Annotated in this window: 24 protein-coding genes; 12 read left to right on the forward strand and 12 right to left on the reverse strand. The window is 56.5% G+C overall.

All coding sequences use genetic code 11. The features are described 5' to 3' along the window. Positions 1 to 5: 5 nt before the first annotated feature. Positions 6 to 803 (forward strand): 23S rRNA (guanine(745)-N(1))-methyltransferase, encoded by a 798-nt coding sequence (rlmA, locus tag ABTW00_RS09660; protein WP_433640401.1) that lies wholly within the window; start codon positions 6 to 8, stop codon positions 801 to 803. Here rlmA and mntP read toward each other — a convergent pair. From mntP to manX, 5 genes are all read right to left on the reverse strand, one after another. Continuing rightward, the gene (gene mntP / locus ABTW00_RS09665) at positions 800 to 1,372 is read right to left on the reverse strand and encodes a manganese efflux pump MntP (protein WP_065356794.1); all 573 of its coding nucleotides are present in this window, start codon (positions 1,370 to 1,372) and stop codon (positions 800 to 802) included. The genes rlmA and mntP overlap by 4 nt on opposite strands. A 379-nt stretch (positions 1,373 to 1,751) precedes the next feature. Then, on the reverse strand, positions 1,752 to 2,210 hold the full coding sequence (locus ABTW00_RS09670; RefSeq protein ID WP_065356793.1) for a DUF986 family protein: 459 nt from the start codon (positions 2,208 to 2,210) through the stop codon (positions 1,752 to 1,754). A 54-nt stretch (positions 2,211 to 2,264) separates the two neighbouring features. Next, on the reverse strand, positions 2,265 to 3,116 hold the full coding sequence (locus ABTW00_RS09675; protein WP_064544784.1) for a PTS mannose transporter subunit IID: 852 nt from the start codon (positions 3,114 to 3,116) through the stop codon (positions 2,265 to 2,267). A 12-nt stretch (positions 3,117 to 3,128) separates the two neighbouring features. Beyond that, positions 3,129 to 3,929, reverse strand: coding sequence for a PTS mannose transporter subunit IIC (gene manY / locus ABTW00_RS09680; protein ID WP_064544786.1), 801 nt, complete (start codon positions 3,927 to 3,929; stop codon positions 3,129 to 3,131). Positions 3,930 to 3,990: 61 nt separating this feature from the next. Next, on the reverse strand, positions 3,991 to 4,959 hold the full coding sequence (manX, locus tag ABTW00_RS09685) for a PTS mannose transporter subunit IIAB (protein WP_064544788.1): 969 nt from the start codon (positions 4,957 to 4,959) through the stop codon (positions 3,991 to 3,993). 455 nt (positions 4,960 to 5,414) lie between these two features. Between manX and yoaE the strand changes: the two genes are divergently transcribed. After that, positions 5,415 to 6,974 carry a CNNM family cation transport protein YoaE gene (yoaE, locus tag ABTW00_RS09690; RefSeq protein WP_433640405.1) on the forward strand — a complete coding sequence of 520 codons (1,560 nt, stop codon included), beginning with the start codon at positions 5,415 to 5,417 and terminating at the stop codon, positions 6,972 to 6,974. A 34-nt stretch (positions 6,975 to 7,008) separates the two neighbouring features. Here the strand turns inward: yoaE and ABTW00_RS09695 are convergent, their stop codons facing one another. From ABTW00_RS09695 to pabB, 4 genes are all read right to left on the reverse strand, one after another. Beyond that, positions 7,009 to 8,565, reverse strand: coding sequence for an EAL domain-containing protein (locus tag ABTW00_RS09695; RefSeq protein WP_433640408.1), 1,557 nt, complete (start codon positions 8,563 to 8,565; stop codon positions 7,009 to 7,011). Positions 8,566 to 8,701: 136 nt separating this feature from the next. After that, positions 8,702 to 10,066, reverse strand: coding sequence for an L-serine ammonia-lyase (gene sdaA / locus ABTW00_RS09700; protein ID WP_064544793.1), 1,365 nt, complete (start codon positions 10,064 to 10,066; stop codon positions 8,702 to 8,704). A 164-nt stretch (positions 10,067 to 10,230) separates the two neighbouring features. Next, positions 10,231 to 10,809 carry a CoA pyrophosphatase gene (locus tag ABTW00_RS09705; protein ID WP_064544795.1) on the reverse strand — a complete coding sequence of 193 codons (579 nt, stop codon included), beginning with the start codon at positions 10,807 to 10,809 and terminating at the stop codon, positions 10,231 to 10,233. Positions 10,810 to 10,811: 2 nt separating this feature from the next. Beyond that, positions 10,812 to 12,167, reverse strand: coding sequence for an aminodeoxychorismate synthase component 1 (gene pabB / locus ABTW00_RS09710; RefSeq protein ID WP_433640411.1), 1,356 nt, complete (start codon positions 12,165 to 12,167; stop codon positions 10,812 to 10,814). Positions 12,168 to 12,258: 91 nt separating this feature from the next. Here pabB and ABTW00_RS09715 point away from each other — a divergent pair, with 91 nt between their 5' ends. Both ABTW00_RS09715 and ABTW00_RS09720 read left to right on the forward strand, forming a co-directional pair. After that, complete coding sequence (locus ABTW00_RS09715) at positions 12,259 to 12,438, forward strand: YoaH family protein (RefSeq protein WP_064544799.1); 180 nt, start codon at positions 12,259 to 12,261, stop codon at positions 12,436 to 12,438. Between the two features lie 3 nt (positions 12,439 to 12,441). Continuing rightward, entirely contained in the window at positions 12,442 to 13,164 is a 723-nt protein-coding gene (locus ABTW00_RS09720) for a phosphodiester glycosidase family protein (RefSeq protein WP_433640413.1), read from the forward strand. Between the two features lie 30 nt (positions 13,165 to 13,194). Here the strand turns inward: ABTW00_RS09720 and ABTW00_RS09725 are convergent, their stop codons facing one another. Both ABTW00_RS09725 and ABTW00_RS09730 read right to left on the reverse strand, forming a co-directional pair. Next, positions 13,195 to 15,192 (reverse strand): heparinase II/III domain-containing protein, encoded by a 1,998-nt coding sequence (locus ABTW00_RS09725; RefSeq protein WP_433640415.1) that lies wholly within the window; start codon positions 15,190 to 15,192, stop codon positions 13,195 to 13,197. Then, complete coding sequence (locus ABTW00_RS09730) at positions 15,192 to 16,430, reverse strand: alginate lyase family protein (protein ID WP_433640417.1); 1,239 nt, start codon at positions 16,428 to 16,430, stop codon at positions 15,192 to 15,194. The genes ABTW00_RS09725 and ABTW00_RS09730 overlap by 1 nt, the downstream gene beginning before the upstream one ends. A 515-nt stretch (positions 16,431 to 16,945) precedes the next feature. Here ABTW00_RS09730 and ABTW00_RS09735 point away from each other — a divergent pair. From ABTW00_RS09735 to ABTW00_RS09755, 5 genes are read left to right on the forward strand one after another with little or no spacing between them, the layout of a single operon-like run. Then, positions 16,946 to 18,235 carry an ABC transporter substrate-binding protein gene (locus ABTW00_RS09735; RefSeq protein ID WP_065356788.1) on the forward strand — a complete coding sequence of 430 codons (1,290 nt, stop codon included), beginning with the start codon at positions 16,946 to 16,948 and terminating at the stop codon, positions 18,233 to 18,235. A gap of 11 nt (positions 18,236 to 18,246) precedes the next feature. Continuing rightward, complete coding sequence (locus tag ABTW00_RS09740; RefSeq protein WP_433640420.1) at positions 18,247 to 19,188, forward strand: carbohydrate ABC transporter permease; 942 nt, start codon at positions 18,247 to 18,249, stop codon at positions 19,186 to 19,188. A gap of 9 nt (positions 19,189 to 19,197) precedes the next feature. After that, complete coding sequence (locus tag ABTW00_RS09745) at positions 19,198 to 20,037, forward strand: carbohydrate ABC transporter permease (RefSeq protein WP_064544808.1); 840 nt, start codon at positions 19,198 to 19,200, stop codon at positions 20,035 to 20,037. Between the two features lie 10 nt (positions 20,038 to 20,047). Further along, a complete protein-coding gene (locus ABTW00_RS09750) occupies positions 20,048 to 21,142 on the forward strand; it encodes an ABC transporter ATP-binding protein (RefSeq protein ID WP_065356787.1) in 1,095 nt (364 codons plus the stop codon). Between the two features lie 7 nt (positions 21,143 to 21,149). Further along, a complete protein-coding gene (locus tag ABTW00_RS09755) occupies positions 21,150 to 22,292 on the forward strand; it encodes an alginate lyase family protein (protein ID WP_064544812.1) in 1,143 nt (380 codons plus the stop codon). Between the two features lie 81 nt (positions 22,293 to 22,373). Here the strand turns inward: ABTW00_RS09755 and ABTW00_RS09760 are convergent, their stop codons facing one another. Further along, positions 22,374 to 22,718, reverse strand: a complete 345-nt coding sequence (locus ABTW00_RS09760; protein ID WP_064544814.1) for a RidA family protein — start codon at positions 22,716 to 22,718, stop codon at positions 22,374 to 22,376. 128 nt (positions 22,719 to 22,846) lie between these two features. Here ABTW00_RS09760 and ABTW00_RS09765 point away from each other — a divergent pair, with 128 nt between their 5' ends. The 3 genes from ABTW00_RS09765 to ABTW00_RS09775 all read left to right on the forward strand — a co-directional run bounded on the left by ABTW00_RS09765 (position 22,847) and on the right by ABTW00_RS09775 (position 26,139). Further along, positions 22,847 to 24,757 (forward strand): ATP-dependent DNA helicase, encoded by a 1,911-nt coding sequence (locus tag ABTW00_RS09765; protein ID WP_433640423.1) that lies wholly within the window; start codon positions 22,847 to 22,849, stop codon positions 24,755 to 24,757. A gap of 67 nt (positions 24,758 to 24,824) precedes the next feature. Continuing rightward, positions 24,825 to 25,520 carry a tRNA (adenosine(37)-N6)-threonylcarbamoyltransferase complex dimerization subunit type 1 TsaB gene (gene tsaB / locus ABTW00_RS09770; protein WP_065356786.1) on the forward strand — a complete coding sequence of 232 codons (696 nt, stop codon included), beginning with the start codon at positions 24,825 to 24,827 and terminating at the stop codon, positions 25,518 to 25,520. Between the two features lie 37 nt (positions 25,521 to 25,557). Then, positions 25,558 to 26,139: a Slp/YeaY family lipoprotein gene (locus ABTW00_RS09775; RefSeq protein WP_433640426.1), complete on the forward strand. Its 582-nt coding sequence runs from the start codon at positions 25,558 to 25,560 to the stop codon at positions 26,137 to 26,139. Positions 26,140 to 26,224: the final 85 nt, after the last annotated feature.

Raw genomic sequence — 26,224 nt, forward strand, 5'->3', positions numbered from 1 at the left:
TTGTTATGTCCTACAGTTGTCCGCTCTGCCACGCGCCGCTCACGCGCAGCGGCAATAGTTACCTTTGCCCACAGCGTCATCAGTTTGACCGGGCGAAAGAGGGCTACGTTAACCTCCTGCCAGTGCAGCACAAGCGTTCTCGCGATCCGGGCGATAGTGCGGAGATGATGCAGGCTCGCCGCGCTTTTCTGGATGCCGGGCACTATCAACCGCTGCGCGATGCGGTGAGCGATAAGCTGGAAGCCATTCACCCGCAACAGCTGCTGGATATTGGCTGTGGGGAAGGTTATTACACCCATGCGTTTGCCGCGCTGACGCAGGAAACCTGGGGGCTGGATGTGTCAAAAACGGCGGTCCGATTTGGCGCTAAGCGCTATCCGCAGGTGAATTTTTGCGTCGCCTCCAGCCAGCGCCTGCCTTTTGCTGATAGCAGTATGGATGCGGTGATCCGCATTTATGCGCCCTGCAATCCGTCCGAGCTTAAGCGGGTCGTGAGACCTGGCGGGTGGGTGATTACGGTGACGCCGGGGCCACGTCATCTCGTGGAGCTAAAGGCGCTTATCTACAACGAAGTACAGCTGCATGCGCCGCATTCGGAAGTGATTGAGGGGTTTACGCTCGAGAGCCACGACGCGCTGGCATACCCGATGCAGTTGACCGGCAGTGAAGCGGTGACGCTATTGCAGATGACGCCGTTCGCGTGGCGGGCGAAGCCGGAAGTGTGGGAGACGTTGCAGCAGCAGACGCAGTTTGGCTGCCAGACGGATTTTGCGATTCACGCCTGGCGCCGTGAGGCAGATTAGCCCATGTAGTGCGCGTAGAGGATCTGCGCGCCGATGGCGATAAGCACGACCCCGCCCAGAATTTCGGCCCGTTTGCCAAGCAGCGGGCCGATAAAGCGGCCGACCATCATACCCAGCGTTGACATCATAAAAGTGGCGCAGCCGATGGCAAACGCGGTGGTCAGAATATTGACCTTCAGGAATGCCAGACCAACACCGACGGCCATTGCATCAAGGCTGGTGGCAATCGCCGTTGTGACCAACAGCCAGAAGCCATGGCGACGCGGCGCTTCTTTTTCTTCGTCGTCGTCATCATTACCGCGCACGCCCTCGATAATCATACGCCCGCCGAGAAACACCAGCAGAATAAAGGCTACCCAGTGGCTCCATTCCATCACGAACTGGCTGGCCAGCATGCCCAGACCCCAGCCGATCAGCGGGGTAAGCATTTCGATGACGCCAAAGATCAGACCGGTACGCAGCGCTTCAGAGAATTTGGGTTTATGCAGGGTGGCGCCTTTACCAATCGATGCAGCGAATGCATCCATCGACATACCTAAGGCAAGGAGGATAGTGGCGGTTAAATTCATGAGCGTGTCCAGACCGGGAAGTTTCCATACGACACATTCCTGCCCCCAGTAATCAGCAGAAAATGCGTCTATGGTCTCGCTTGACTACTGATGTAATCCGTACGCACCACGTTTTGCAACGAGTATGTTGACACGTACATTTCCAGCTAGTGGAAATCAGCTACTCCCCAACGACGGGCGCAACCTTAACATATTTTTAGAATATAAAACAACTCTTGGTATTGTATATTTCGCCTTTTAATGATAACGATTTTCATTTAGATTTATTGCGTAATCAAGAGGTTAATAAATAGGGTAGGGTTTGTGGGAATAAACATAGCCAACGCTATAACTCTGCTGTGTAAAAATAATCCAGTTATAGTGATGGCTATATTTTAAGTTATTGATTATTAATGAGAAGGTTGTAGATCTTTTCCAGGTCGTCAATATTTTTGACCCGAACAAGAAGACGGCGCTGCTCTAATTGCATCACCAGCACGCCATCCTCGGATAAATTCATTTTCTGGATTCGGCTGTATTTGATCCACGCATTAGCGAAGAAAAAGCCTTCTGTTTTGAAAATAATCTTCGGGCTACGGATCCAGAAGAGATAAAAGCCCATCAGCGCCAGCGTGCATAATAACCACGTGGTGATGATTTCGCCGTGATGGGTGACATTGTTATAAACCAGAATGACAATCAGCACCACGAAGATAACGCTGTCTACGCGTCCAGGGCGCAGCAGGGGAACCGAGAGCAGGGTAACGCCATGACGGCGGGGCATAATGAACTGGTCGTAAATGGCGAATGCCAGCAGCGCGAGAATGAAAAGAACCAGTATCAGATCCGTTATTGTCATTAAGCCTCCAGATAAAAAAAACCGGGGGCACAGGCCCCCGGCGTACAGCAGATATTACAGACCCAGCAGGCCGATTGCGTAGCCCACGATACCGATGACGAAGAAGCCAACGATAATCCACAGGGCGTTAACTTTCTTACGCAGCAGCCACATACAGGCGAAGGTCAACAGCAGCGGTACCAGACCCGGCATCAGCTGGTCGAGGATAGTCTGCACGGTGGTGACGCGAGTCTGACCATCCTGACCGGTGATGGTTGATACCACCAGCGGGATGTTCACATGCGTCCACTTATTCACCAACGCCCCCATGACAAACAGGCCGAGGATGGATGCCCCCTCAGTCAGTTTCTGCAGGAAGCCGCCGCCCATATCCTTAACGATATCGATACCTTTACGGTAGCCGTAGGCGACACCGTAGTAACGGGTCAGCAGACGGACTGCGTTAAACAGGATAAAGAACAGCAAAGGACCCAGCAGGCTGCCGCTCATCGCGATACCTGCACCCAGTGCAGCGAATACCGGGCGAACGGTACCCCAGAAGATCGGGTCACCCACGCCTGCCAGCGGACCCATCAGACCAACTTTGATACCGTTGATGGCACCATCGTCAATCTCTGCGCCGTTAGCGCGCTGTTCTTCCATCGCCAGCGTAACGCCCAGTACTGGAGCGGCTACGTACGGATGGGTGTTAAAGAATTCCAGGTGACGCTTAATAGCCTGTTTACGCGCATCGTTGTTCTCTGGGTACAGGCGTTTGATCGCCGGAACCATGGAGAAGCAGAAGCCCAGCGCCTGCATACGTTCGAAGTTCCATGAACCCTGAAACAGGTTAGAACGAATGAACACGCCACGAATGTCACTCGGAGTGAGTTTTTTCTCGGTGGTAGTTTTAGTCATATCAACCATTTCGCTCACCTGTTAGTCCAGTTCGTTGTCGAGATCGTTATTGCCAGCTGCCTGAGCTGGGGCACCGGCTACGCGGTTATATTTCGGGCTCAGCTGGATGTAGAGGATGGCCATTACTGCGCCAATCACACCCAGAGCAACCAGGTTGAAGTTAGTAAATGCCGCGGTGACGAAACCGAGGTAGAAGAACGGCATCAGGTAGCCTGCGCGCATCATGTTGATAACCATCGCATAACCTACTACGACGATCATACCACCGGCGATGTTCAGACCGCTGGTTACCACTTCCGGAATCGCGTTCAGCATGCCCTGAACTTCGCTGGTACCGACAGAAACAGCGACGATAACCGCCGGAATCGCGATACGCATTGCCTGCAGGAACAGGGAAGAGACGTGCAGCCACGAGAGCGCGGTCAGGTTACCGTTTTCCGCCGCTTTATCCGCCGCGTGCTGGAAAGCCACGGTGATAGTACGAACGATGATGGTCAGAACCTGGCCTGCTGCGGCCAGCGGAATCGCCAGCGCGATACCCGCGCCGATGCTTTGGTGACCGGCGATAACCAGAACGGTAGAGATAATTGAGGCCAGGGCAGCATCCGGTGCTACTGCCGCACCGATGTTCATCCAACCCAGTGCGATCATTTCAAGGGTACCACCGATGATAATACCGGTTTTCATGTCCCCGAGAACGGCACCGATCAGCGTACAGGCCACCAGCGGACGGTGGAACTGAAATTCATCAAGTACCGACTCCATACCCGCGATACATGCGACGATGAACACCAGCACAATCTGAAGAGTGGTAATCTCCATTGTACTTCTCCTATTGCTTATACAGACTTAAGTGTGAAAGCTAAAAAACGGGCCAGAACGGTTATTTTTCCGCTTTGGCAATCAGATCCATCATTTTCAGTTTCTGATCGGTGGAGACCTTACGGGCTTCCAGCTCGATACCGCGTGCGTTCAGTTTCTTAAACGCTTCGATATCTTTCTCATCAACGGAAATGGCGTTATTCACCTGGGTTTTACCCTGACGGAAAGCCATCCCGCCGATATTGACGCTGGTGATTTTCACACCGCCTTCTACAACACGTTCCACTTCTGTCGGGTTAGTGAACAGCAGCATAACGCGTTCGCCCGCATATTTCGGGTTGTTGTAGACGCGGATCATTTTGGCGACATCGACAACGTGTGCCGTTACGCCAGGAGGTGCAACCTGAGTGAGCAGCGTTTTACGCACGGTATCAGCAGCGACTTCATCGCTGACGACAATAATGCGGGTCACGTTCGTCTCTTTGGTCCAACGGGTCGCAACCTGGCCGTGAATCAGACGGTCATCGATACGCGCCAGACCGATCACCATGTAATCGTTCGGGCCCATTGGTTTCGCTGGCGCAGCGGCTTTCGGTGCGGCAGGGGCCGCGACCGGAGCGGCTTTTTCAACCGGTTTTGCTTTCAGCGCTTTCACGCCTTCGCTACCGGTTTCAACGGCCAGAGCAACCAGTTCGTCGAAGCTCGGGTTGTCGTCACGGGCCATGAAGGTTTCGACCAGCATCGGGACGTTGACGCCGGCAATCACTTCATAGTTTTCTTTATCGACAACGATACGGCTTGCCGCGTTGAACGGGCTACCGCCCCAGGTGTCGACCAGGAACAACACGCCTTTGCTGGTATCAAGCTTTGCCAGCTGCGCGTTGTATTTTTCGATTAACGTTTCTGCATTCTCGCCAGGCACGAAATCGATCCAGCCAACATTCTCCTGCTCACCCAACAGCATCTCTGCCGTTTTCAGCAGTTGTTCTGCTGCCCAACCATGTGTGCCTATAACAATAGCAATCGTCACTTGCTACCTCCTTTTATTATCGTGTGCATCAGTAGACCTGATACATTTTGAGCCGATGTCGTTACCGAATCGATTCAGACAAGGGTTAGAGAGATAAACCAATAATTACCGAGAATTATTTTAGACAGTGAAAGAATAATTAATGTGATGAAGATCCGTAATTTAGTTAAAGGCCGACAATTATTTCAGGCTGCAAAAAATTACCTTACATTTTGCAAAGACTCGTAAATCTCTGCCAAAATGTCATTTGTTTTTGCTATGTTGTATATCCGTTTAATCACACAGGAGTATAGGGCATCAGCCCGTAGTATGGATCGTCACCGACGCCTTTTCGCAATTAACCGCTCTTGCGGCACACTTCCTGGCCCCTCGCGCCACGCTTTTCTATCATCCGGTATCGTCTCGCTTAAACATGACATAGCGATGACTCGTCACGTCTCTCGTTGGAGTGGTTTATGGAACTGTTAATGGACCCGTCAATTTGGGCCGGATTGTTGACGCTTGTCGTTCTGGAAATCGTTCTCGGCATTGATAACCTGGTCTTTATCGCGATTCTTGCCGATAAACTACCGCCTAAACAACGAGATAAAGCCCGTCTTATCGGTCTGTCGCTGGCGCTGGTCATGCGTTTGGGGCTGCTTTCCGTGATTTCGTGGATGGTGACCCTGACCGCGCCGCTGTTCAGCGTATGGGGGCAGGCCTTCTCCGGGCGAGACCTGATTATGCTGGTGGGTGGCCTGTTCCTGCTGTTTAAAGCGACCACGGAGCTGCACGAGCGTCTGGAAAACCGTCAGCACGATTCGGGCCACGGCAAAGGCTATTCCAGCTTCTGGGTCGTGGTCATGCAGATTGTGGTGCTCGATGCCGTGTTCTCGCTGGATGCGGTGATTACGGCGGTCGGAATGGTGAACCATCTGCCGGTCATGATGGCCGCGGTGGTGATTGCTATGGGCGTGATGTTACTGGCGTCAAAACCGCTGACGAACTTCGTCAACCAGCATCCGACGGTGGTGGTGCTCTGTCTGAGCTTCCTGCTGATGATCGGCCTGAGCCTGGTCGCGGAAGGTTTCGGTTTCCATATTCCGAAAGGCTACCTGTACGCAGCGATTGGCTTCTCGATCATCATTGAGCTGTTTAACCAGATTGCGCGCCGGAACTTTATCCGTCATCAATCGACGCTGCCGCTGCGTGCGCGTACTGCCGATGCCATTCTGCGCCTGATGGGGAATCGCAAGCCGGTGAGCGCCGCTCAGGAAGAAGGACACCAGCCGAACGTGCCGGTGCCGGAAGGGGCATTTGTCGAAGAAGAACGCTACATGATTAACGGCGTGCTGACCCTGGCCTCGCGCTCGCTGCGCAGCATCATGACGCCGCGCGGTGAAATTAGCTGGGTTGATGCCGATCTGAGCGCGGATGAAATTCGCGAACAGCTGCTGTCATCGCCGCATAGCCTCTTCCCGGTATGCCGCGGTGAGCTGGATGAAATTGTGGGTATTGTCCGCGCCAAAGAGCTGCTGGTAGCGCTGGAAGCGGGCGAAGACGTGTTGGCTATTGCCGCGGCGACCCCGGCGATTATCGTGCCGGATACTCTCGACCCGATTAACCTGCTGGGCGTACTGCGCCGGGCGCGCGGGAGTTTCGTCATCGTGACCAACGAGTTTGGTGTGGTTCAGGGGCTGGTGACGCCGCTTGACGTGCTGGAAGCCATTGCCGGTGAGTTCCCGGATGCCGATGAAACGCCGGAAATCGTGGCCGATGGTGAAGGTTGGTTGGTGAAAGGCACCACGGACCTGCATGCATTACAGCAGACCCTGGATCTCGATAATTTGGTCGATGAAGATAACGACTACGCGACCGTTGCGGGGCTGGTGATTGCGGTAAACGGTCAGATTCCGGCGGTAGGGGAGACGGTTGAACTGCCGTCCTTGCAAATCACCGTGACCGAAGCCAATAGCTATCGCGTCGATCAGGTGCGCGTCGTGAAGCTGGTTTCCGCGCACGACGAAGAAGAGTAATACCCGGTAGCCCGGCGTCAACGTTGACGCCGGGCTAGTTTTTTCTGCTTTCCTGCTCGGCCAGCCACTGCGGAAAATCCGCCAGCGGCATCGGCGCTGAAAACAGATATCCCTGTAACAAGTGGACGCCGTGACGCTGCAAATACTGCGCCTGCTCGCGGGTCTCCACGCCCTCCGCAATCAGTTCGATGTTCAGCCGTTGCCCCAGCGCGATAATGATGTCCGTGACCGTTGAATTCACCGCATCGGTGCCAATGGCGCTGGTGAAGGATTTATCAATCTTCAGTACATCGGGATGCAGCATCTCGAGCCAGGATAGGGAACTGTTGCCGGTACCAAAGTCATCGATCGCCAGCTTGATCTGGTGATTCCCCAGGTCGCTGCGCACTTCGTAGTTCACATCGTGCAGAGCATCGCGCTCGGTTAGTTCGACCGTTAACTGCTGAATGGGCTGACGGCTAAACCAGTGTTGATGTAGATCCTTCAGCAGACGACCGTTCTTGAAGTGGGGAGCGGCAACGTTAATGCCTATCTGGAATTCGCTGTCTTTAGGGAAAAGATGCAGTTTTTGCGCCGTTTCGCTAATCACATAGCGAGTGAGTGGAATAATCAGGTTTTGCGTTTCCGCAATCGGGATAAAAACGTCCGGTTCTACCCAGCCGACTCTGGGATTGTGCCACCGCAGCAGGATCTCGACGCCGACACAACGCTGCATGCGGGCATCCATCTGCGGTTGACAGTACAGACTGAACTCCTTGCCTGCGATCCCCATATTGATTTCCCGCGAAAAGCTGAGCCGCCCGGCGGTGGCCAGCCAGGCAATCCAGGTAAACAGCACGCTCATAATGATAGCCAGCGGCAGCTCGGAGACCAGATTGCGCAAGGCCAACTGGTCGGCGCCGGGGCTGTGGGCGGTGACGCTAAAAGGAAACGCCGTCGAGGCGCGGGTATAGACGATGTCACCGTCGCTGACCAGCGCATCGGTAATCCCGGCCTCATGCTGAAAATGGTGCCCGCCCACGTTGAGACTGATGTGGTTAATCAGTGGTGGGGAGGGTTCAAGAATAATATTGCTGATGAGATCAATGTTAATCGACACCAGCACGCCGTCCTGTCCGTCGGCAGATGCCGGATACCATTGAATCAGTATCGGCGTTCCCTTGAGCAGGGAATGATCGGTGGTCAGCGCAAGCAGCGGCTGGCGGGTCGGCAACTGCGGCTGCAGGGAATGGACGGCCACATCGCGCGCGCCGAGCGCGCTGGAACAGTACAGCTGTCCCGATTTTATGAGTGCAATTGAGCGTACCGTCTGTAGGGTAACCGCCAGTTTGCGCAACGGAAGATGGATGGCCATACAGGGTTGGCCAACCAGCGCCAGCATTGCCTGACGCTGCGTTTCCACCGGCCGTAATATTTTATTCAGACGTTCGACGGAATGGGATGTCAGCGCATCGATCTGTTGCTGATTTACGCTACGCTGCGAAATAAATCGCGTCCCCAGGGTAAATGCAAAGGCACCCACCGCGATAATCACGCAAACAGCGATTCGCTTACGGAGATACTTCCTGATAATCCATTGTGCTGTTTGCATGTCCGATGCTCAGTGCGGATAGAGTGATATTGAAAATACCAGTGCTGTAAAGGCAAGTGTAGTGGCAAGCGAACATTGTGAGGGAAAAGAAGGGAATAATTCACCCACCCGTATTAGGGGTGGGTGAAAAGTGTGATTAGTCACACTGTACTTTAATGGCCAGGCCGCCGCGGGAGGTTTCGCGGTATTTCGCGTTCATATCTTTACCGGTTTCGTACATCGTCTCGATAACCTTATCGAGCGACACGCGCGGTTCACTGGTACGACGCATGGCCATGCGCGCGGCGTTGATGGCTTTCACCGACGCGATGGCGTTACGTTCGATACACGGCACCTGCACCTGACCGGCAACCGGGTCACAGGTCAGCCCCAGATTGTGCTCCATACCAATTTCCGCCGCCACGCAAACCTGTTCCGGGCTGGCGCCCAGCAGCTCGGCAAGGCCCGCCGCCGCCATTGAGCACGCAACGCCCACTTCGCCCTGACAGCCGACTTCCGCGCCGGAAATTGAGGCGTTCATTTTATACAGTGCGCCAATCGCTCCGGAGGCCAGGAAGTAGCGGATGTAGATATCCGGGGTGACCGGCTCGATAAAGTGATCGTAATAGGCCAGCACGGCCGGGACGATGCCGCAGGCGCCGTTGGTTGGCGCGGTCACTACGCGGCCGCCGGCAGCGTTTTCTTCGTTGACCGCCAGCGCGAACATGTTCACCCAGTCCACGACGTTCATCGGGTCGTGAGAGAGCTTGTCGCTGGACACCAGCATACGACGCAGGGCGGACGCGCGACGCGGCACGCGCAGCGGCCCGGGCAGAATGCCTTCGGTATTCATGCCGCGGTCGATACAGGCGCGCATGGTCTGCCAGACGTTAGCAAAGTAGTCTTCAATCTCTTGCTTGCTGTGCAGCGCCAGCTCGTTCTGCATCACCATGCCGGACAGCGACAGGCCGGTCTCTTTGCAGTAGCCGAGCATTTCGGTGGCGGAGGCAAACGGGTAGGGGACGGTTACCGCGTTGCTGGCTTCTTTGCCGAAGTGTTCTTCATCAACGATAAAGCCGCCGCCGATAGAGTAATAGGTTTTGCTGTAGACCAGCGTATCGCCCGCCCACGCGTGGATCTGCATGGCGTTCTCGTGCAGCGACAGGTTCTCGCTGCGAAAACGCATGCCGTCATCCGCCGGGAAATCGACCTCGACGCGGCCATTGGCCAGCAGCAGACGCCCGCGGGTTTCGACGTCGCGAATAAACGCGGGGATCGCATCAATATCCACGGTATCCGGCTGGTTGCCCGCCAGCCCCATAATAATGGCGATATCGGTATGGTGGCCCTTACCGGTGAGGGAAAGGGAACCGTAGACGTCGACGGCAACGCGCGTCACGTCATCAATCAGTCCCTTTTCGACCAGGTCATCGACGAACTGTTTGCCAGCCTTCATCGGCCCTACAGTATGGGAAGATGAGGGGCCAATCCCCACCTTGAACATGTCGAATATACTAATCACTTTAACACTCCTGACAGGGTTGCCGCGCCGTTGCGGCAACGATGTAATCACTGCGCATAGTGTATGAGGGAAGCCGGCGTTCAGCTTAACTATTCACATGAATTTAACTAATGAATAGCCGTGATTTTACTAATACTGAAAACCGGCGGTCATGAAGAGTATAGTCAGGGCTTCAGGCCCACTTGTAGCGCCAGCTCACGAATGATGCCAGCGGTCATGCCCCAGACAAAATAGTGCTGATACCAGGAGAGCCAGACGCGATGCGAATTACCGCGGCGGTGGATATCAAGAGGATGATAGCGCCCCAGACGCAGCGCTTCGGCCAGCGGCATTTCAAACACCGACGCCACTTCATCTTCACTGGCGTGATAATGCAGATTCGGCGGGATCACGCCGACGACCGGCGTGACCTGAAAGCCGGTGACGCTATCAACCGGCGGCAACACGCCGATGATATCGACGCACTCGGGGGGAATCGCCACTTCTTCCTGCGCTTCACGCAGGGCGGCGGCAATCAGCGAGGCGTCGCTGCTGTCCACCGCACCGCCGGGAAAGGCCACCTGGCCGGGGTGTTTGCGCAAACGTGCGGAACGCTGCGTGAGTAGCAGCCCAGGTTGCGGGCGGCGGACGATTGGTATCAGTACCGCCGCCTGGCGGGCGTTGAGCGCCGAGCGGGTTGGCTGTGGGCGAAGTAGCTGAAAGCGGGAGAGAAAATCGTCCAGATCCAACGAACGGTCTGCCATGCTCAGGACTCCAGTTGATGTAAGATACGATTAACTTTATCAAATGTTTCCTGATATTCCGCATCTTCATTGCTATCGGCCACCAGCCCCCCGCCCGCCGAGCAGTACAGCGTGCCGTTGGTCGCCGTGACGGTACGAATAGTGATACTGGTATCCATATTGCCACAGGCGCTGAGGTAGCCGATGCTGCCGCACCATGCGTTGCGACGATGCGGTTCCAGCTCGTCGATAATCTCCATGGCGCGGACTTTCGGCGCGCCGGTGATAGAGCCGCCAGGAAAAGCGGCACGCAGGAGATCGCTGGCGTGAAGCGCCGCAGGGAGTTCGGCGGTAATGGTGCTCACCAGATGATGCACCGCCGGGAACGGCTCCACCACAAACAGTTCCGGCACTCGCACGCTGCCGGGCGTTGCCACGCGGCCAATGTCGTTGCGCATCAGGTCGACAATCATCAGGTTTTCTGCCCGATCTTTCGGTGAGTTGGCCAGCTTCAACGCCTGCGCAGCATCTGCCTGCGGATCTTCCAGCCGTGGCAGCGTGCCTTTGATCGGGCGAGTCTGGATCTGTTGCTGTTGAAGCTGGATAAAACGTTCCGGAGACAGGCTCAGAATCGCGCCGTCAGCCAGGCGTAGAAACGCGCTGAACGGCGCGCGGTTGGCGCGGTTCAGCCGGACAAACGCCGACCATTCATCGCCCTGATAGGTGGCCTGAAAACGTTGCGCCAGATTCACCTGATAGCAGTCGCCGCTGCGCAGGTAGGCCTGCACATGGCGGAATTTTTCGCCGTACTGCTGGCGGCTCATATTGGACCGCCACGCCGAGGTGAGGGTGAAGGGGGCCGACGGCGGCGCAACCTGCTGCTGTAGCCATGCCAGACGAGCTTCCACGTCGCCATAGCTTAGCAAGGTGACGACCTGACGCTGGTGGTCGACGATCAGCGCCCAGTCATAAATTCCTATCGCCATGTCCGGCAGCGCAATATCGTGCTGCGCCTGCGTGGGCAGCCTCTCAAAACGCCGTCCCAGATCGTAGCCAAAAAGCCCCACGGCGCCGCCGGTAAACGGTATATCAGCCAGCGGCTGGCGGGAAAACCCGCTGTTATCGAGCGCTTGCTGTAGCAGAGCTAACGGATCGTCCGTTGATGTCATCGTGTCGTCTTGTGTGCTAACCGTGGTGATATCGCCGTGGGTGAGCAGCGTGGTACGCGGTTCGGCGACCACGATATCGTAGCGGCTGTGCGGGTGCTCGGCGTAGCCGGAGTGCAGCATCATTGCCCACGGAGAGGCGCTGAGCGGGGCGAAGTAGAATTCCGCCGCGTCCTGTCGCCAGGGAAGCGTCATGATTGAAGGGTGTAACATCGTTATTCAGTCCAGCCGGGTCTGCGCTGCCTATGGCTAATAATCGGGCAGCATGAAATAATAAGCGCTCACAATGTAGCAGGAGTAAATGATGTTTGCAGGATTACCTTCACTGAGCCATGAGCAGCAGCAGAAAGCCGTCGAGCGTATTCAGGAGCTGATGTCGCAGGGAATGGCGAGCGGCCAGGCCATTGCGCTGGTGGCTGACGAGCTGCGCGCGACGCATACCGGCGAACGTATTGTCGCCCGTTTTGAGGATGAAGACGAGTAAACGATGACCTTTCGGATGATACCCCTGTTGCTGGCGATAGCGCCGCTGGCGGCAGTCGCGCAGGATGCGTGCCAACTCACAGACCCCCAGCTCACGCTGCAAAGTTACACCGTCGATGCCCAGCACGAACGCATTGCCATGTACTGGCGCCAACCTAACGGCAAAGCCTACGATTCGCTACGCGGGCTGTTGAACGCCATAAACGACGAGGGTCGGGTGCAGATGGCGATGAACGGCGGCATTTACGATAAAGCCCATGTGCCGCTGGGGCTGTATATCGAAAAAGGCCAGCAGAAGGTGGCCGTGAACCGCGCCTCCGGCGGCGGGAATTTTTTTATTAAGCCCGGCGGCGTGTTTTATCTACGCGGGCAGCAGGCGGGGATCGTCAGCATCAATGAGCTGAAATCCACCAAAGGAATGGACTATGCGGTCCAGTCCGGGCCGATGCTGATCGAAAACGGCGTGATTAACTGGCGGCTGAAGCCATCGGCCAGTTCGCGTAAGCTGCGCAACGGCGTCGGCATCACCTCGGAGGGTAAGGTGGTGTTTATGCTGAGCGAGCGGGAAACCAATTTCTACGATTTTGCCTGTTATGCACAGTCGCGCCTCAACGTGAGGCAGATGCTCTACCTCGACGGCACCATTTCTAAAATGTACCAACAGGGCGGCTCGATTCCCTGGCAGTACTATCCTTTCGTCAGCATGATAACCGTCGAGAAGCGGTAAGCGCGCCTTCCGTTGCCGGAAGGCGGTGGGTCAGAAAAGAATATCCGGCGGCAAAGCCGGGTCATCGTACAGGGTGACGTGGGCGACACGTTCACCGCGCCAGAATGAGAGCTGCGTGCCGATTGCCGTATGGTGCACGTTGACCTCGGTAAGCGGCGATTGCGTGGCCAGATCCCACAGACAGACAAATCGCGCCTGCGGCAGATGGTTGCGCATCACCAGATAGCTGAGGTCGCGTACCGCCGGGTTATCCGGCGCCAGCCCCTGCCACAGTTCGCCGTCACCGGCCAGCCATAGCGCCACGGTATCGCCTTCGCGGGCAAAATGGCGCGGCTGACAGCCATGCAACGGCGTCATGGTTGACTCTGCCATGTGCCGCAGCGGGCCGCTGAGCGAGAAGGGCATCGGCGTACCGCTTTGATCGAGCGCCCGTGCGGCCAGGTGCAGCGTCCAGTCAAGCTGCTGGCGGTGTGGGTTATCGACCATGGAAAGGTCGATTAGCACGTCGTCCAGCCACAGCAGGCGGCGGCGAAAACGCACTTCGCGCCAGGCCTCGACGTCCCACTCTACGCGGGTATGGGTGTTAAGCTGCGGCGGTTCTTGTCCCCAATCCACTTCCGTATCCAGCCACAGATAATCGTCGCCCATGTGCCAGCCCAGCACCGCCGCATTGGCGGGAGGTTGATTGGTCTGATTCACCGTCAACGTGTTATGGGTGGCGCTGTTCTTGTAATAGTCGTAATGCATTCTGGCACCGTAGCCGGTAGTGCCGAGATCCGGCAGTAGCCAACCGTCACGCTGCCACAGCATCAGGCTGAGCCTGTCATAATGGTCATGCTCGCCGCCCCACGGGCTGTGTTTAATCAGCACCGCCTGCTGTTGCTGCGGCCGACGCCAGAGCGTCAGGCCCGCGCCCGGCGCAAACAGCGACTGCTGAGGGATCGGGTCCGGCGTGGTTTCTGGCAACGGGCAGTCACGCCATAGCAGGGTTTCCCTCTCGTCCGGCTGCGCATGGGTGAAGTGCAAAACGGCCGCGTACTGCGGATCGCGCCAGATAAACCAGGCGAATTCGTAGAGATCCCGGTGGTGCAGTTTCTCCTGCCCCGCGATGCAGTCGTTGAGCCGCGGGAAGGTGCCATCCGGCAGCAGCAGCGAGAGCGGGAAGCTGAGCATTTGTGGGTACCACGGGCCGTCGAGCAGACTCCAGCGGGTGTTCCGCGCCAGTTTTTCAAAGGCGAAAAAGCCCTGTAATGCATAGTAGTGATAGTGTACCGAGCCTTCGAACCACAGCCCTTCCGCCAGCAGGCCGTGCTCCAGCTGCCAGCGCAGCCCATAGGGGGCGTTGACGGCGAACTCCAGTAGATCTTCATCTTCCAGCACAAAACCCAGCACGCCCAGCGCGGCGCTGATTTTCACCTCGTGGTTATGAATTTGCGGGCTACGATGCGCCTGTAAAAACGTCGCCGCGCAGCGCAGCAGGTTGCGGCAGATATGTTCCCGCTCGACGTCGGTCAGGCTGTGCTGAATAAAATCGTAACCCAGCGCCATATCCAGAATACAGTTGGCTTCACACAGGGTTTGCGCGTTCATCTTTCCCGGACCGTTGTGGGGAATACCGCCGTGTATCTCGTAGCCGGGATACACGTCAGCGTAGCCCATCAGCAGCGTGCGCACTTTATCGCGATACATCTCCTCTCCGGTGAGCTGCCACAGCAGCCCGAGCTGCTGACAGGCGCTGGCGTTACGCCCATTCATTTCTCGCCACCACGCGCCGTCCCACGGCTCGCCGCTGAAGGCTTCACCATCGACAGGGCAACAATGACGGTGCGGTGAGTCCGGCTGCCAGATAAGCCGCACCCCATGATGCGGGCAAAAATAGTACAGATTCCAGGTGGCAATTCCGCTTTGCGGAATACGCACCTCGGCATTCAGCGCCGGTTGTGCATCCTTGATGAGCCGTTCAATCAGGCCGCTATTGCCGGCTGCACGTCTGGCAATATCGGGCCATAGCCCAGAAAATTGTTTCATTATCGGTTATCCCTGACCTCTGTTGGCACGTTAAGAGGGGCGATGAGCGTGGTGATGTCATCAGGATATTTTGCCCGCAGCCACAGGGCTTTCTCGCGGAACAACGCATCTTCCGGCCAGGCATGCGCGGCGGTTGCCATGTTGCGCAGCGCTTTTTTATCGTCCATTTTGTCGAGATCTTTCCACGGCCATGGGGTATCGCTGTTGATAAACCCGGCAATGTAGTGATAACCCTTGCGCAGGCTGTGATCGTCGAGGGTAAAGTTCCAGATATCGACGCCGGCCTTTTCACCCAGGCGGCCAAGACGGCTATAGGCATCGAGATTGAAGTTGCTGTAGTGCCACGGGCGGGTGCGTTCCAGCTCGGCCATCTGGCGGCCTTCCACGTCAAACTGCCCGGCGATACGCCGCAGCTGGGTCACGTACAGCCGTTTTTTGGCTTCCTCGGTTTTTCCGCTGAACAGCGCGAAAGTGGCGGCCTGCATATCAAAGTAGGTGCCGTGGTTGTTATGCCAGTTTTCTTCTTCAAAGCCATTCTGGCTGGTGGTCATCCAGTGATAAAAATCGCCAAACCACTGCTTCAACTCGCCCACGTCTTTGTCGCTGAGCGCACCGGAGGATTGCAGAATGGCAATAGTGTCAACCACATCAACCAGCGCCCGGCTGTCGATAATCCCGATGCCGCGACCGGTATTGATGCCGGGGATCGCCTGGGCATACTGAAGATTGGGCGTCATACGGGTTTTCGGGTCGAGGAACCAGGTTTTAATCTGCTGCGCCGCTTTTTGCGCATAGCGGTCGTCCTGTGAGAAATACCAGGCCAGCGCCAGCGTGGAGACATCGTTACTCATCTTCACCAGACGGTTTTTATCAGTCGCATCGCTGTTGGCATCGGGATTGGTTTGCCCGTCTTTACGGATGTACGGCAGGCCGTCTTTGGTGTCTGGATTCGGCCACCAGTAGGGCGGGAAACTGTAGTAATCGTGCTTGTTGCCGCTGGCCGCCACCAGTGTTTTATCCATCACCGAAAACAGCGAGTGCTTCAGCGCAAGGTCGGCTTTTTTTAGCAACGCGCTTTCGGCCTGCATAAAGAGCGGATCTTTTGCCGCGATCTGCTGGCGACTGAAGGTCAGATCTTTCGCATCCAGCGTATACGGTTCGGCAGCGTACAGCGAAGCGCTGAGTCCGGAACAGAGTAAGGCAATGCCTAATATACCTCGGCGTGGTATTGAACTCATAGTGATAACCCTTCTGCAAATATGAGAAAAGATAACAAGAGAACTACCCCATTGCGTATTTAAGAATACGCAAAAGGCAGGGTTTTTAATTAACAAAAATAATTGTGTAAATAGGATGGCGTGCAGTGTAAAAGACAAAGTGAATTTTTTTGTGATATTCATCATGCTTATTGTGATGGATGAAAAATGACGCATTTAATGCAATGAAGATCACGATTCTGGCTGGTTTTCTACTTTTTTTGATTTTCTAAACAATGCTTGTAAAATCATATCTTGATGATATTAAATGATAAATAATTTTTGTCACTTATTCTGTCACTTCTGTGTGTGATCTGATTCACTTTTTACGTTTTTGAAATAGGATTTCTTTTTTGCCCCGTTGTATTAGAAAATATCTTTCTATTTAATATTCGAAAATAAATTTTTACCTATGTTGTATTAATGCCGGCTGGCTCTCAAAACGGTCGGTGCGAATTTATTTACCGTTGTGCCCTACAATAAAAGGATATGCCATCATGTCTGCGAATAAATTACGTTCATTATTACTTCTCTCCGCTTTGGGGCTTGGCATAGGTCAGAGCTATGCCGCCACCACGCTTAACGTCTGGATCCGCGCAAGTAACGACTCGAAGAATATCTACAAACAGGAGGCCGAGACGTTCGAGCAAAAAACGGGCATTAAAATTGAGTATTTCAACGCGACGACCGACTTCGAACAGCGCCTGGCACGTGCCGCTGCGGGTAACGCCTTGCCTGACCTGATCTTCAACGACGCCGCGTCGTTGGGGCAGTTTATCCAGTTGGGTATCGCTGATGAGATTGACCCGAAAACCATCAACGGCGGCGACCAGCTGTATCCCACCGCGTGGAACAGTACCCGCTATATCGATGGTAAATACTACGGCGTCCCAACCTCGGCGCAAACCTTCGCCCTGTTTGTCCGTAAGGACTGGCGCGAAAAGCTGGGCCTGCCGCAGCCAAAAAGCTGGGATGATATTCAAACGCTGGCCAAAGCCTTTACCACGCAGGACCCTGACGGCAACGGTAAAAACGATACCTACGGCTTTATCGTTCCGGCCTCCACGACCCGTGGCTACGCCAGCTGGTTTATGAGCAGCTTTATCTGGCAGGCGGGCGGCGACTTCGTTAAGGAACACAACGGTACCTTCAGCGCCTCGCTGAATACCCCGGAAGTGGCGCAGGCAATGACCTTCATGCGCACCATGATGTGCGAAAAAGTCACGCAGCCGGGGGCGATCAACGCCACCACTGCCGACGTGATTCCTTCCTTCCGTTCCGGTCAGAGCGGCATGTTCTTCAGCGGCCCGTACCATATTGCGCTGTTTGATAAAGATCCGGGCAAAGACAAATTTGAAGTCGTGCCGGTTGTCGGCCCGAAAGGCGAAGCAACCCTCGCAGAAGGGACCACCGTCTTTATGATGAAGAGCAGCCAGCAGAAAGAGGCCGCGCGCAAATTTATCGAATTCATGATCTCGCCGGAAGGCCAGGAGATCGGCATGGGGAAAGGCAGCCAGCATATTCCAGTCGTGCGTCTGCCGGTGAACAAAAACGTGGATGTGAAGGCCGTTTACCAGGACGATCGCTGGGAAACCTTTGCCAGACTATACAACGAACAGGGTCGCTACGTGCCACAAATTCCGAACTGGACGCCGGTGCGTCAGGTGGCCGCTGACGGCTTCAACCGTATCTTTGCCGACTGCAATAGCGATATCAGCGCCGAGCTGAAGGCGATTGACGGCAAGGTGAACGCCGAGCTGGCAAAACAAAACGTGCTGGCTAAGTAAAGGAGTATGTGATGACGCTGCATGAGACGAAGTCCGCGCCGCTAAAGCAATCCGCTTCGCCTGACGCCGCCGGCTGGCTGACGGCAAAACGTAAGCGAGCGCTGATTCCGTGGCTATTTCTCGCCCCGGCGCTGGTGATCTTCAGCTGGTTTAAGTTCATCCCGATGATTCAGGGGCTGGTGATGAGCTTTTACAAGGTCAACTTTAATCAGCCGGACGAGTGGGTGGGCTTCGCCAACTTTACCCGCGCGTTTGCCGACGTTGAGCTGCACGCGGCGGTGATTAACACGCTGCTGTACGTGCTGGTGACGATGTTTGCCGCGGCGATACTGGCCTTTTTCCTGGCCATGCTGCTGGAAGGTCCAGCGCGCCACCTGCGCTTTATTCGTACCGCCATTTTCCTGCCGGCGGTCACCAGTGCGGCAATCGTCGCCGAAATGTGGCGCATTCTGTTCAACCCAACGCCGAACGGGGTGGTGAACCATATTCTCAGCTGGTTCGGCGTTGCCGATCAGGGTTTCCTCGCCAGCTCCGATCAGGCGCTGGGCGTCATCATGCTGCTGCATATCTGGAAAGCGGTGCCGTACAACATGGTCATTTTCATCGCCGGCCTGGCCGGTATCAGCCGTGACTTGTATGACGCCGCAAACGTGGATGGTGCTAACTGGTGGAACCGACTGCGCTACGTCACGCTACCGGGGATGATTCCGGCGCTGTCGGTGGTGCTGATGCTCTCCTTTATTCGTGGTTTCCGCGTGTTTGCCGAAGTGTATGCCACGACCGGCGGCGGGCCGTCTAACGCCACGGAGATGATCATGACCCACATCTATAAGCTGGGCTTCGAACAGTTTGACTACGGCTACGCTTCGGCGGTGTCGTTCCTGCTGTTCGCCTTCACGGTGGTGTTAACCATCTGCCATCTGACGCTGAAAAAACGTATCGCACGTTACTAAGGAGCCGTGATGTTAAGTAAACGTTGGGATACCGCAGGACGCTGGTGCATCTACGCGCTGCTGCTGATTGTCTTCGTCGGGCCGTTCTGGGGGATCGTGGCCACCGCGTTCAGCGGTGCGCCGGTTAAACCGGGCGAACTGCTGGCGTGGCCGAACCAGTTCTCGCTGGAGAACTTTATCTTTGCCTGGCAGGACATTGGCGTCTGGCAGTATCTGTTGAACTCTATCCTGGTGGTGTTCTTCGGCACCATTTTGCAGGTATCGGTGAGCGCACTGGCGGCCTACGCGCTGGCTCGCAAGAAGTTTCGCGGCGTGGCGCTGGTCAGTCTGGTGATCCTCTCGACCATGATGCTGCCGGAAGAGGTGATCGCCATTCCGCTGTACATGATCATCAACTGGCGGCTGCCGTTTATCGATGCCTCGCTCTACAACAGCTACCTCGGGATGATTCTGCCGGTGGTGGGCTGGGCCTTCTCCATCTTCGTGCTGACCGAATTTATGTCGGCTATCCCGAAAGAGCTGGAGGAAGCGGCGCGCATTGACGGCGCTAACGAATGGCAGATTTTCTTCCACGTGATTCTGCCGCTGGTGAAACCGGCGCTGGGGACGGTGGTGACGTTCGGCTTCATTATGATTTGGGACCAGTACCTGCTGCCGCTGATTGTGGTCAACCAGGACAGCCTGAACACGATTCCGGTGATCCTCGGCACGCTGCGTACCGACGAGAGCATCACGCCGAACATTTTCATCGCGATTACGCTACTGGCGATGCTGCCAAGCATCATCGTTTATCTGGGTCTGCAAAAACATTTCAACCGCGGGATCATGTCCGGCGCGGTCAAAGGATAAGGAGCTACCAATGGGATCCGTTGTACTGAACAGCGTGCGTAAATCTTATGGCGATGCGCACGTGATTAAAGATGTGTCGCTGACTATCCCTGACGGTGAGTTCTGCGTGCTGGTGGGGCCGAGCGGCTGCGGTAAATCCACGCTACTGCGCATGATTGCCGGATTGGAGGAGATTTCGGGCGGCGAAGTGCATATTAATGAGCGCAACGTTACGGAAGTGGAGCCTAAGCTGCGTGATATCGCGATGGTATTCCAGAGCTATGCGCTCTATCCGCAAATGACGGTACGCGAAAACATGGGTTTTGCGCTAAAAATGGCGCGTTTGCCGAAAACTGAAATTAAGCAAAAAGTGGATGAAGCCGCTGCATTACTGGGGCTGGAACCGCTGCTGGAGCGCCTGCCGAAGGATCTCTCCGGCGGCCAGCGTCAGCGCGTAGCGATGGGGCGCGCGATTGTGCGTAAGCCGCAGGTGTTCCTGTTTGATGAACCGCTTTCCAACCTGGATGCCAAGCTGCGTACCCAGGTGCGCGGCGAGATTCGCGAACTACATCGTCGACTGAAAACGACCTCGGTATACGTCACCCACGATCAAATCGAGGCGATGACCATGGGGCAGATGATCGTCGTGCTGCGCGATGGGCGTATCGAGCAGGCGGGTACCCCGCTTGAGCTGTATGACCAGCCGGCGAACCTGTTCGTAGCGGGCTTTATCGGTTCGCCGGAAATTAACCAGCTGCCGGGCGAAGTCGTGATCAACGGCGCGACCACCAGCCTGCGCCTGAAGGATGGCTCGCTGCTGGCGTTACCCGCAGGGTTACAGGTGAAAAATGGTCAGCAGGTGGTGTACGCTATTCGCCCCGAACAGGTCAACGTGGTGAACGAAGCGCGGGATGACGCGCTGGCCGCGAAGGTCACGGCGGTGGAGAATACCGGGTCGGATATGCAGCTGTTTTGCGATACCGGCGGCGGTGCCTTTACGTCGGTCTTTAAGCAGCGCCTGGCGGTGAAAGAGGGCGACAACATCTGGCTGCAGCCGAAGCTCTCCGGCGTGCATCTGTTCGATGCGCAAAGCGGCCAACGCATAGCGTGCCTGGAGGGCGAGTAAGGTGGCAATGAAGCTGTACACCCTGGATGAAAGTTGCCTGGAAAATGCGCGCGCGGGTTTGAAGCAGCCGTTCTCTCCGCTGCAACTGGCGCTGAGCAAACTGGTGGCGGAGGCCGATCAGCTGCGGCGCGAGCCGCCAGAAAGCGTGGTGCATAAAAAGCTGCGTCCGGCGAGCGGCGATGCCCACGATTACTACAGTCTCGGCACCTACTGGTGGCCGAATCCACGGCGGCCCAATGGGCTGCCCTATATTCGTCGCGACGGGCATATCAACCCGCAGTGCGAAAACAACGACACCGATACTTCGCGCATTATCCGTATGTGCGAGCGCTGCCTGACGCTGGGGCTGGCGTGGTACTTCACCGGCCAGCGCCAGTATGCGCAGGCTGCCGCGCAACAGATTCGCTGTTGGTTCCTCGATGGCGATACGCGGATGAACCCGCACCTCAACTACGGCCAGGCGATTCCGGGAATTGTCTCCGGGCGCGGCACCGGGCTTATCGATACCCGCCTGCTGTGGATGGTGGTTGATACGATCGGGCTGATTAACGGCGCAAGCGTGCTGGATACTGACGATATTATCGGCCTGCACCAGTGGTTCCGTGATTTTAACCACTGGATGTACTACAGCGAAATTGGTCACTCTGAATACGTCTGGCACAACAACCACGGCACCTGGTACGACGCGCAGCGCACGGTGAATGCGCTGTTCTACGGCGATAAGGGGCTGGCGGCGCGCATTATTGAGCAGGGGATAACCCAGCGCATGGCGGCGCAAATTGACCAGGACGGCAAGCAGACGATGGAGCTGGAACGTACCATTCCGTTCCACTATTCGCTGTTTAATCTTGAGGCGCATCTGTTGCTTAACCGCTACGCCGAACACGTGGAGTTCGATCGCTGGAATACCATCCGTGACGGACGCGGGGTGAAGCAGGGGATTGACTATCTGGTGCCGTTTATCCGTGAACCCGAATTGTGGCCCTACAGTGACTTACAGGGCATCGTCTGGGATAGCGCGCTGCGGGTATTGCTGCAATCGATACGGGGTTATCCGAAGCAGGCGGCGAGCTATCGTGAAGCGCTGAAGTGCCTGCCGCAGGAGACGCTCCAGCTGAAAGAACAGCTGATGTGGTGCCCGGGACTGTAGGCCTGATAAGCGTCGCGCCATCAGGCCACTTGGCGGACGTTGCCGGATAGCGGCGTACCGCCTTATCCGGCCTACGGGAGCTTATACTGCAGCGATAATTTTAATCTCAACTTTATATTTCGGGTTCATCAGCTTAGCCTGCACCGTACAGCGCACCGGCGCATGGCCCGCCACGACCCAGGCATCCCACGCTTTGTTCATCGCCGCGAAATCATCCCCGTCGGCGAGGAAAATAGTGGCGTCGAGGATGCGTGACTTGTCGCTGCCTTGCTTTTCCAGCACCGCGTCAATCTGAGCCAGCGTGTTAGCCGTTTGCTCAAACGCGTCGGCATCCAGGTTTGCCGGCACGCCGGTGTAGTACAGCGTCTGGTTATGAATCACAACATCAGACCAGCGCGCTTCGGCGTCAATACGGACAATCGTCATTTTCCTTTCCTTTTTAACATCACGTAGATGCGCTAAGACTGCCACATTGTCGCCGCGACGTCACGGCTTAGGCTGGCATAACCTGGACTGGCCTGACATAATCACTGGGAATTTTTCCAGGGGGTAACGTGACGGACGATTTTGCAGCAGACGGCCAGCTTGCGCAGGCGATAACCGGCTTTAAACCGCGTGAACCGCAGCGTCAGATGGCGCACGCCGTCGCTCAGGCGATTGACGAAGGTCAGCCGCTGGTGGTTGAGGCCGGTACGGGTACCGGTAAAACATACGCCTACCTGGCTCCCGCGCTACGTTCGGGCAAAAAGGTGATTATCTCCACCGGTTCGAAGGCACTACAGGATCAGCTTTACAGCCGTGATTTACCCACCGTTTCGAAAGCGCTGGACTATACCGGCAAGCTGGCGCTGCTGAAAGGGCGCTCAAACTACCTGTGCCTGGAGCGTCTGGAACAGCAGACGCTGGCGGGCGGCGATCTGCCGGTGAACACCCTGAGCGACGTCATTCTGTTGCGCAGTTGGGCGAACCAAACTGTTGATGGCGACATCAGCACCTGCGTGAGCGTTGCCGAGGATTCCCAGGCCTGGCCGCTGGTCACCAGCACCAACGATAACTGCCTGGGCAGCGACTGCCCGCAGTATCAGGAATGTTTCGTGGTGAAGGCGCGTAAAAAGGCGATGGACGCCGATGTCGTGGTGGTCAACCATCATCTGTTCCTTGCCGATATGGTGGTGAAAGAGAGCGGTTTTGGCGAGTTGATCCCCGAGGCCGACGTGATGATCTTCGATGAAGCCCATCAGCTACCGGATATCGCCAGCCAATATTTTGGTCAGTCGCTCTCCAGCCGCCAGCTGTTGGACCTGGCGAAAGATGTGGTGATTGCCTACCGTACCGAACTGAAAGATACCCAGCAGCTGCAAAAATGCGCCGATCGCCTGGCGCAGGCGACACAGGATTTTCGCCTGCAGGTCGGCGACCCTGGCTATCGCGGCAACCTTCGCGACCTGCTGGCCGACAGCGCCGTACAGCGCGCGCTGCTGCTGCTCGATGACGCGCTCGAACTGTGCTACGACGTGGCGAAACTCTCGCTGGGCCGTTCTGCGCTGCTCGACGCCGCCTTCGAGCGCGCCACGCTGTACCGTGCGCGTCTGAAACGCTTAAAAGAGATCAATAAGCCCGGCTACAGCTACTGGTATGAATGCAACTCGCGCCACTTTACGCTGGCGCTGACGCCGCTGACCGTGGCCGATAAATTTAAAGAGGTGATGGCGGCCAAACCGGGCAGCTGGGTTTTCACCTCGGCGACGCTGTCGGTCAATGACGATCTGCACCATTTCACCGAGCGCCTGGGCATTGAAGCGGCGCGCTCGCTGCTGTTACCCAGCCCGTTCGACTATGCCAGCCAGGCCCTGTTATGCGTGCCGCGCAATCTGCCGCTGCCGAATCAACCGGGTGCGGCGCGCCATCTGGCGGCGATGCTCAAACCGCTGATTGAGGCCAACGATGGCCGCTGCTTTATGCTCTGTACTTCGCACGCCATGATGCGCGATCTCGCCGAACAGTTCCGCGCAACGATGACGTTGCCGGTCTTGTTACAGGGGGAAACCAGCAAGGGCCAGCTTCTGCAACAGTTTGTTAGCGCCGGTAACGCGCTGCTGGTGGCGACCAGTAGCTTCTGGGAAGGGGTAGACGTGCGCGGTGATGCGCTCTCGCTGGTGATCATCGACAAACTGCCGTTTACCTCGCCGGACGACCCGCTGCTCAAAGCGCGGATGGAAGACTGCCGCCTGCGCGGCGGCGATCCGTTTGAAGAGGTCCAGCTTCCGGATGCGGTGATTACCCTCAAGCAGGGCGTCGGGCGTCTGATTCGCGACGTGGACGATCGCGGCGTGCTGGTGATTTGCGATAATCGCCTGGTGATGCGCCCCTATGGCGCGACCTTCCTTGCCAGCCTGCCGCCCGCGCCGCGCACCCGCGATATTCGACGAGCCGTACGTTTTCTGGCGCTGTCATCGACGCGGTAATGCGGCGCAAAGTGTGGTAAGATGCGCGCCATTTTGTTGATCCGTAACTGCGAGAGCGCGACTAACCATGCGAATTCTGGCTATTGATACCGCCACGGAAGCCTGCTCGGCTGCCTTGTGGAATGAAGGTAGCACCAGTGCTCATTTCGAGCTTTGTCCTCGGGAACACACCCAACGAATCCTGCCCATCGTGCAGGATATTCTTACTGAAAGCGGCGTAAGCCTCACCGATCTCGACGCGCTGGCGTTTGGCCGTGGGCCGGGCAGCTTTACCGGCGTGCGTATCGGTATTGGTATTGCGCAGGGGCTGGCGCTCGGCGCTGAGCTGCCGATGATTGGCGTATCGACGCTGGCCACCATGGCGCAGGGCGCCTGGCGTAAGCAGGGCGCAACTCGCGTGCTGGCCGCCATCGACGCGCGCATGGGCGAGGTCTACTGGGCAGAGTACCAGCGTGACGAACAAGGTGTATGGCGCGGTGAAGAAACCGAAGCGGTGCTGAAGCCGGAAGCGGTACAGCAGCGTTTAGCTGAATTGAGCGGCGAATGGGCGACCGTTGGCACCGGCTGGGCGGCATGGCCGGAGATGGCGCAGGGCGCGAACGTGACCCTGAACGACGGCGGCGTGAGCCTGCCTGAGGCGGAAGACATGCTGCCAATCGCCTGCCAGCTGCTCGCGCAGGGGAAAACGGTGGCCGTTGAGAAAGCGGAGCCGGTTTATTTGCGCAATGAAGTGGCGTGGAAGAAACTTCCCGGTCGCGAATGACTCTAAGCAGATAAATAGTGAGTCCAGGAGCAGCATCATGGCAGGTCAAAAAAACGTCGTTCGTGGCGCCATTGCAGGGCTTATCGCATTCGCGTTAAGCGGCTGCGTCAGCGTGCCGGATGCCATTCAGGGCAGTAGTCCAACGCCGCAGCAGGATCTGGTTCGGGTTATGGCGGCACCGCAGCTGTATGTCGGCCAGGAATCGCGCTTTGGCGGCACGGTTGTAGGTATTGAGAACCAGCAGGGCCACACCCGTCTGGAAATCGCTACCGTTCCGCTCGACAGCGGCGCGCGTCCGATCCTCGGCGAAGCCTCCCGTGGGCGTATCTATGCCGATGTTAACGGCTTCCTTGACCCGGTCGATTTCCGTGGCCAACTGGTGACGGTGGTCGGCCCGATTGTCGGCACCGTGGAAGGGAAAGTGGGTACCACGAAGTACAATTTCCTGCACGTTCAGGCCACCGGCTATAAACGCTGGCGCGTTACCCAGCAGGTGGTGATGCCACCGCAGCCTATCGATCCGTGGGTCTTTGGCCCGCACCCCTGGAATTACGGTTACGGCGGTTGGGGATGGTATAACCCCGGCCCTGCGGAAGTTCGGAACGTCGTAACTGAATAAGATCTGTGCAAAAGCAGACAAAAAAGAAACAGCGGCTAGTCCGCTGTTTCTTCGTTGTAATGGATATAAAAAAAATAAAGAGTGA

The organism is Kluyvera georgiana, from assembly GCF_050990895.1.
GTDB classification, from domain to species: domain Bacteria; phylum Pseudomonadota; class Gammaproteobacteria; order Enterobacterales; family Enterobacteriaceae; genus Kluyvera; species Kluyvera georgiana.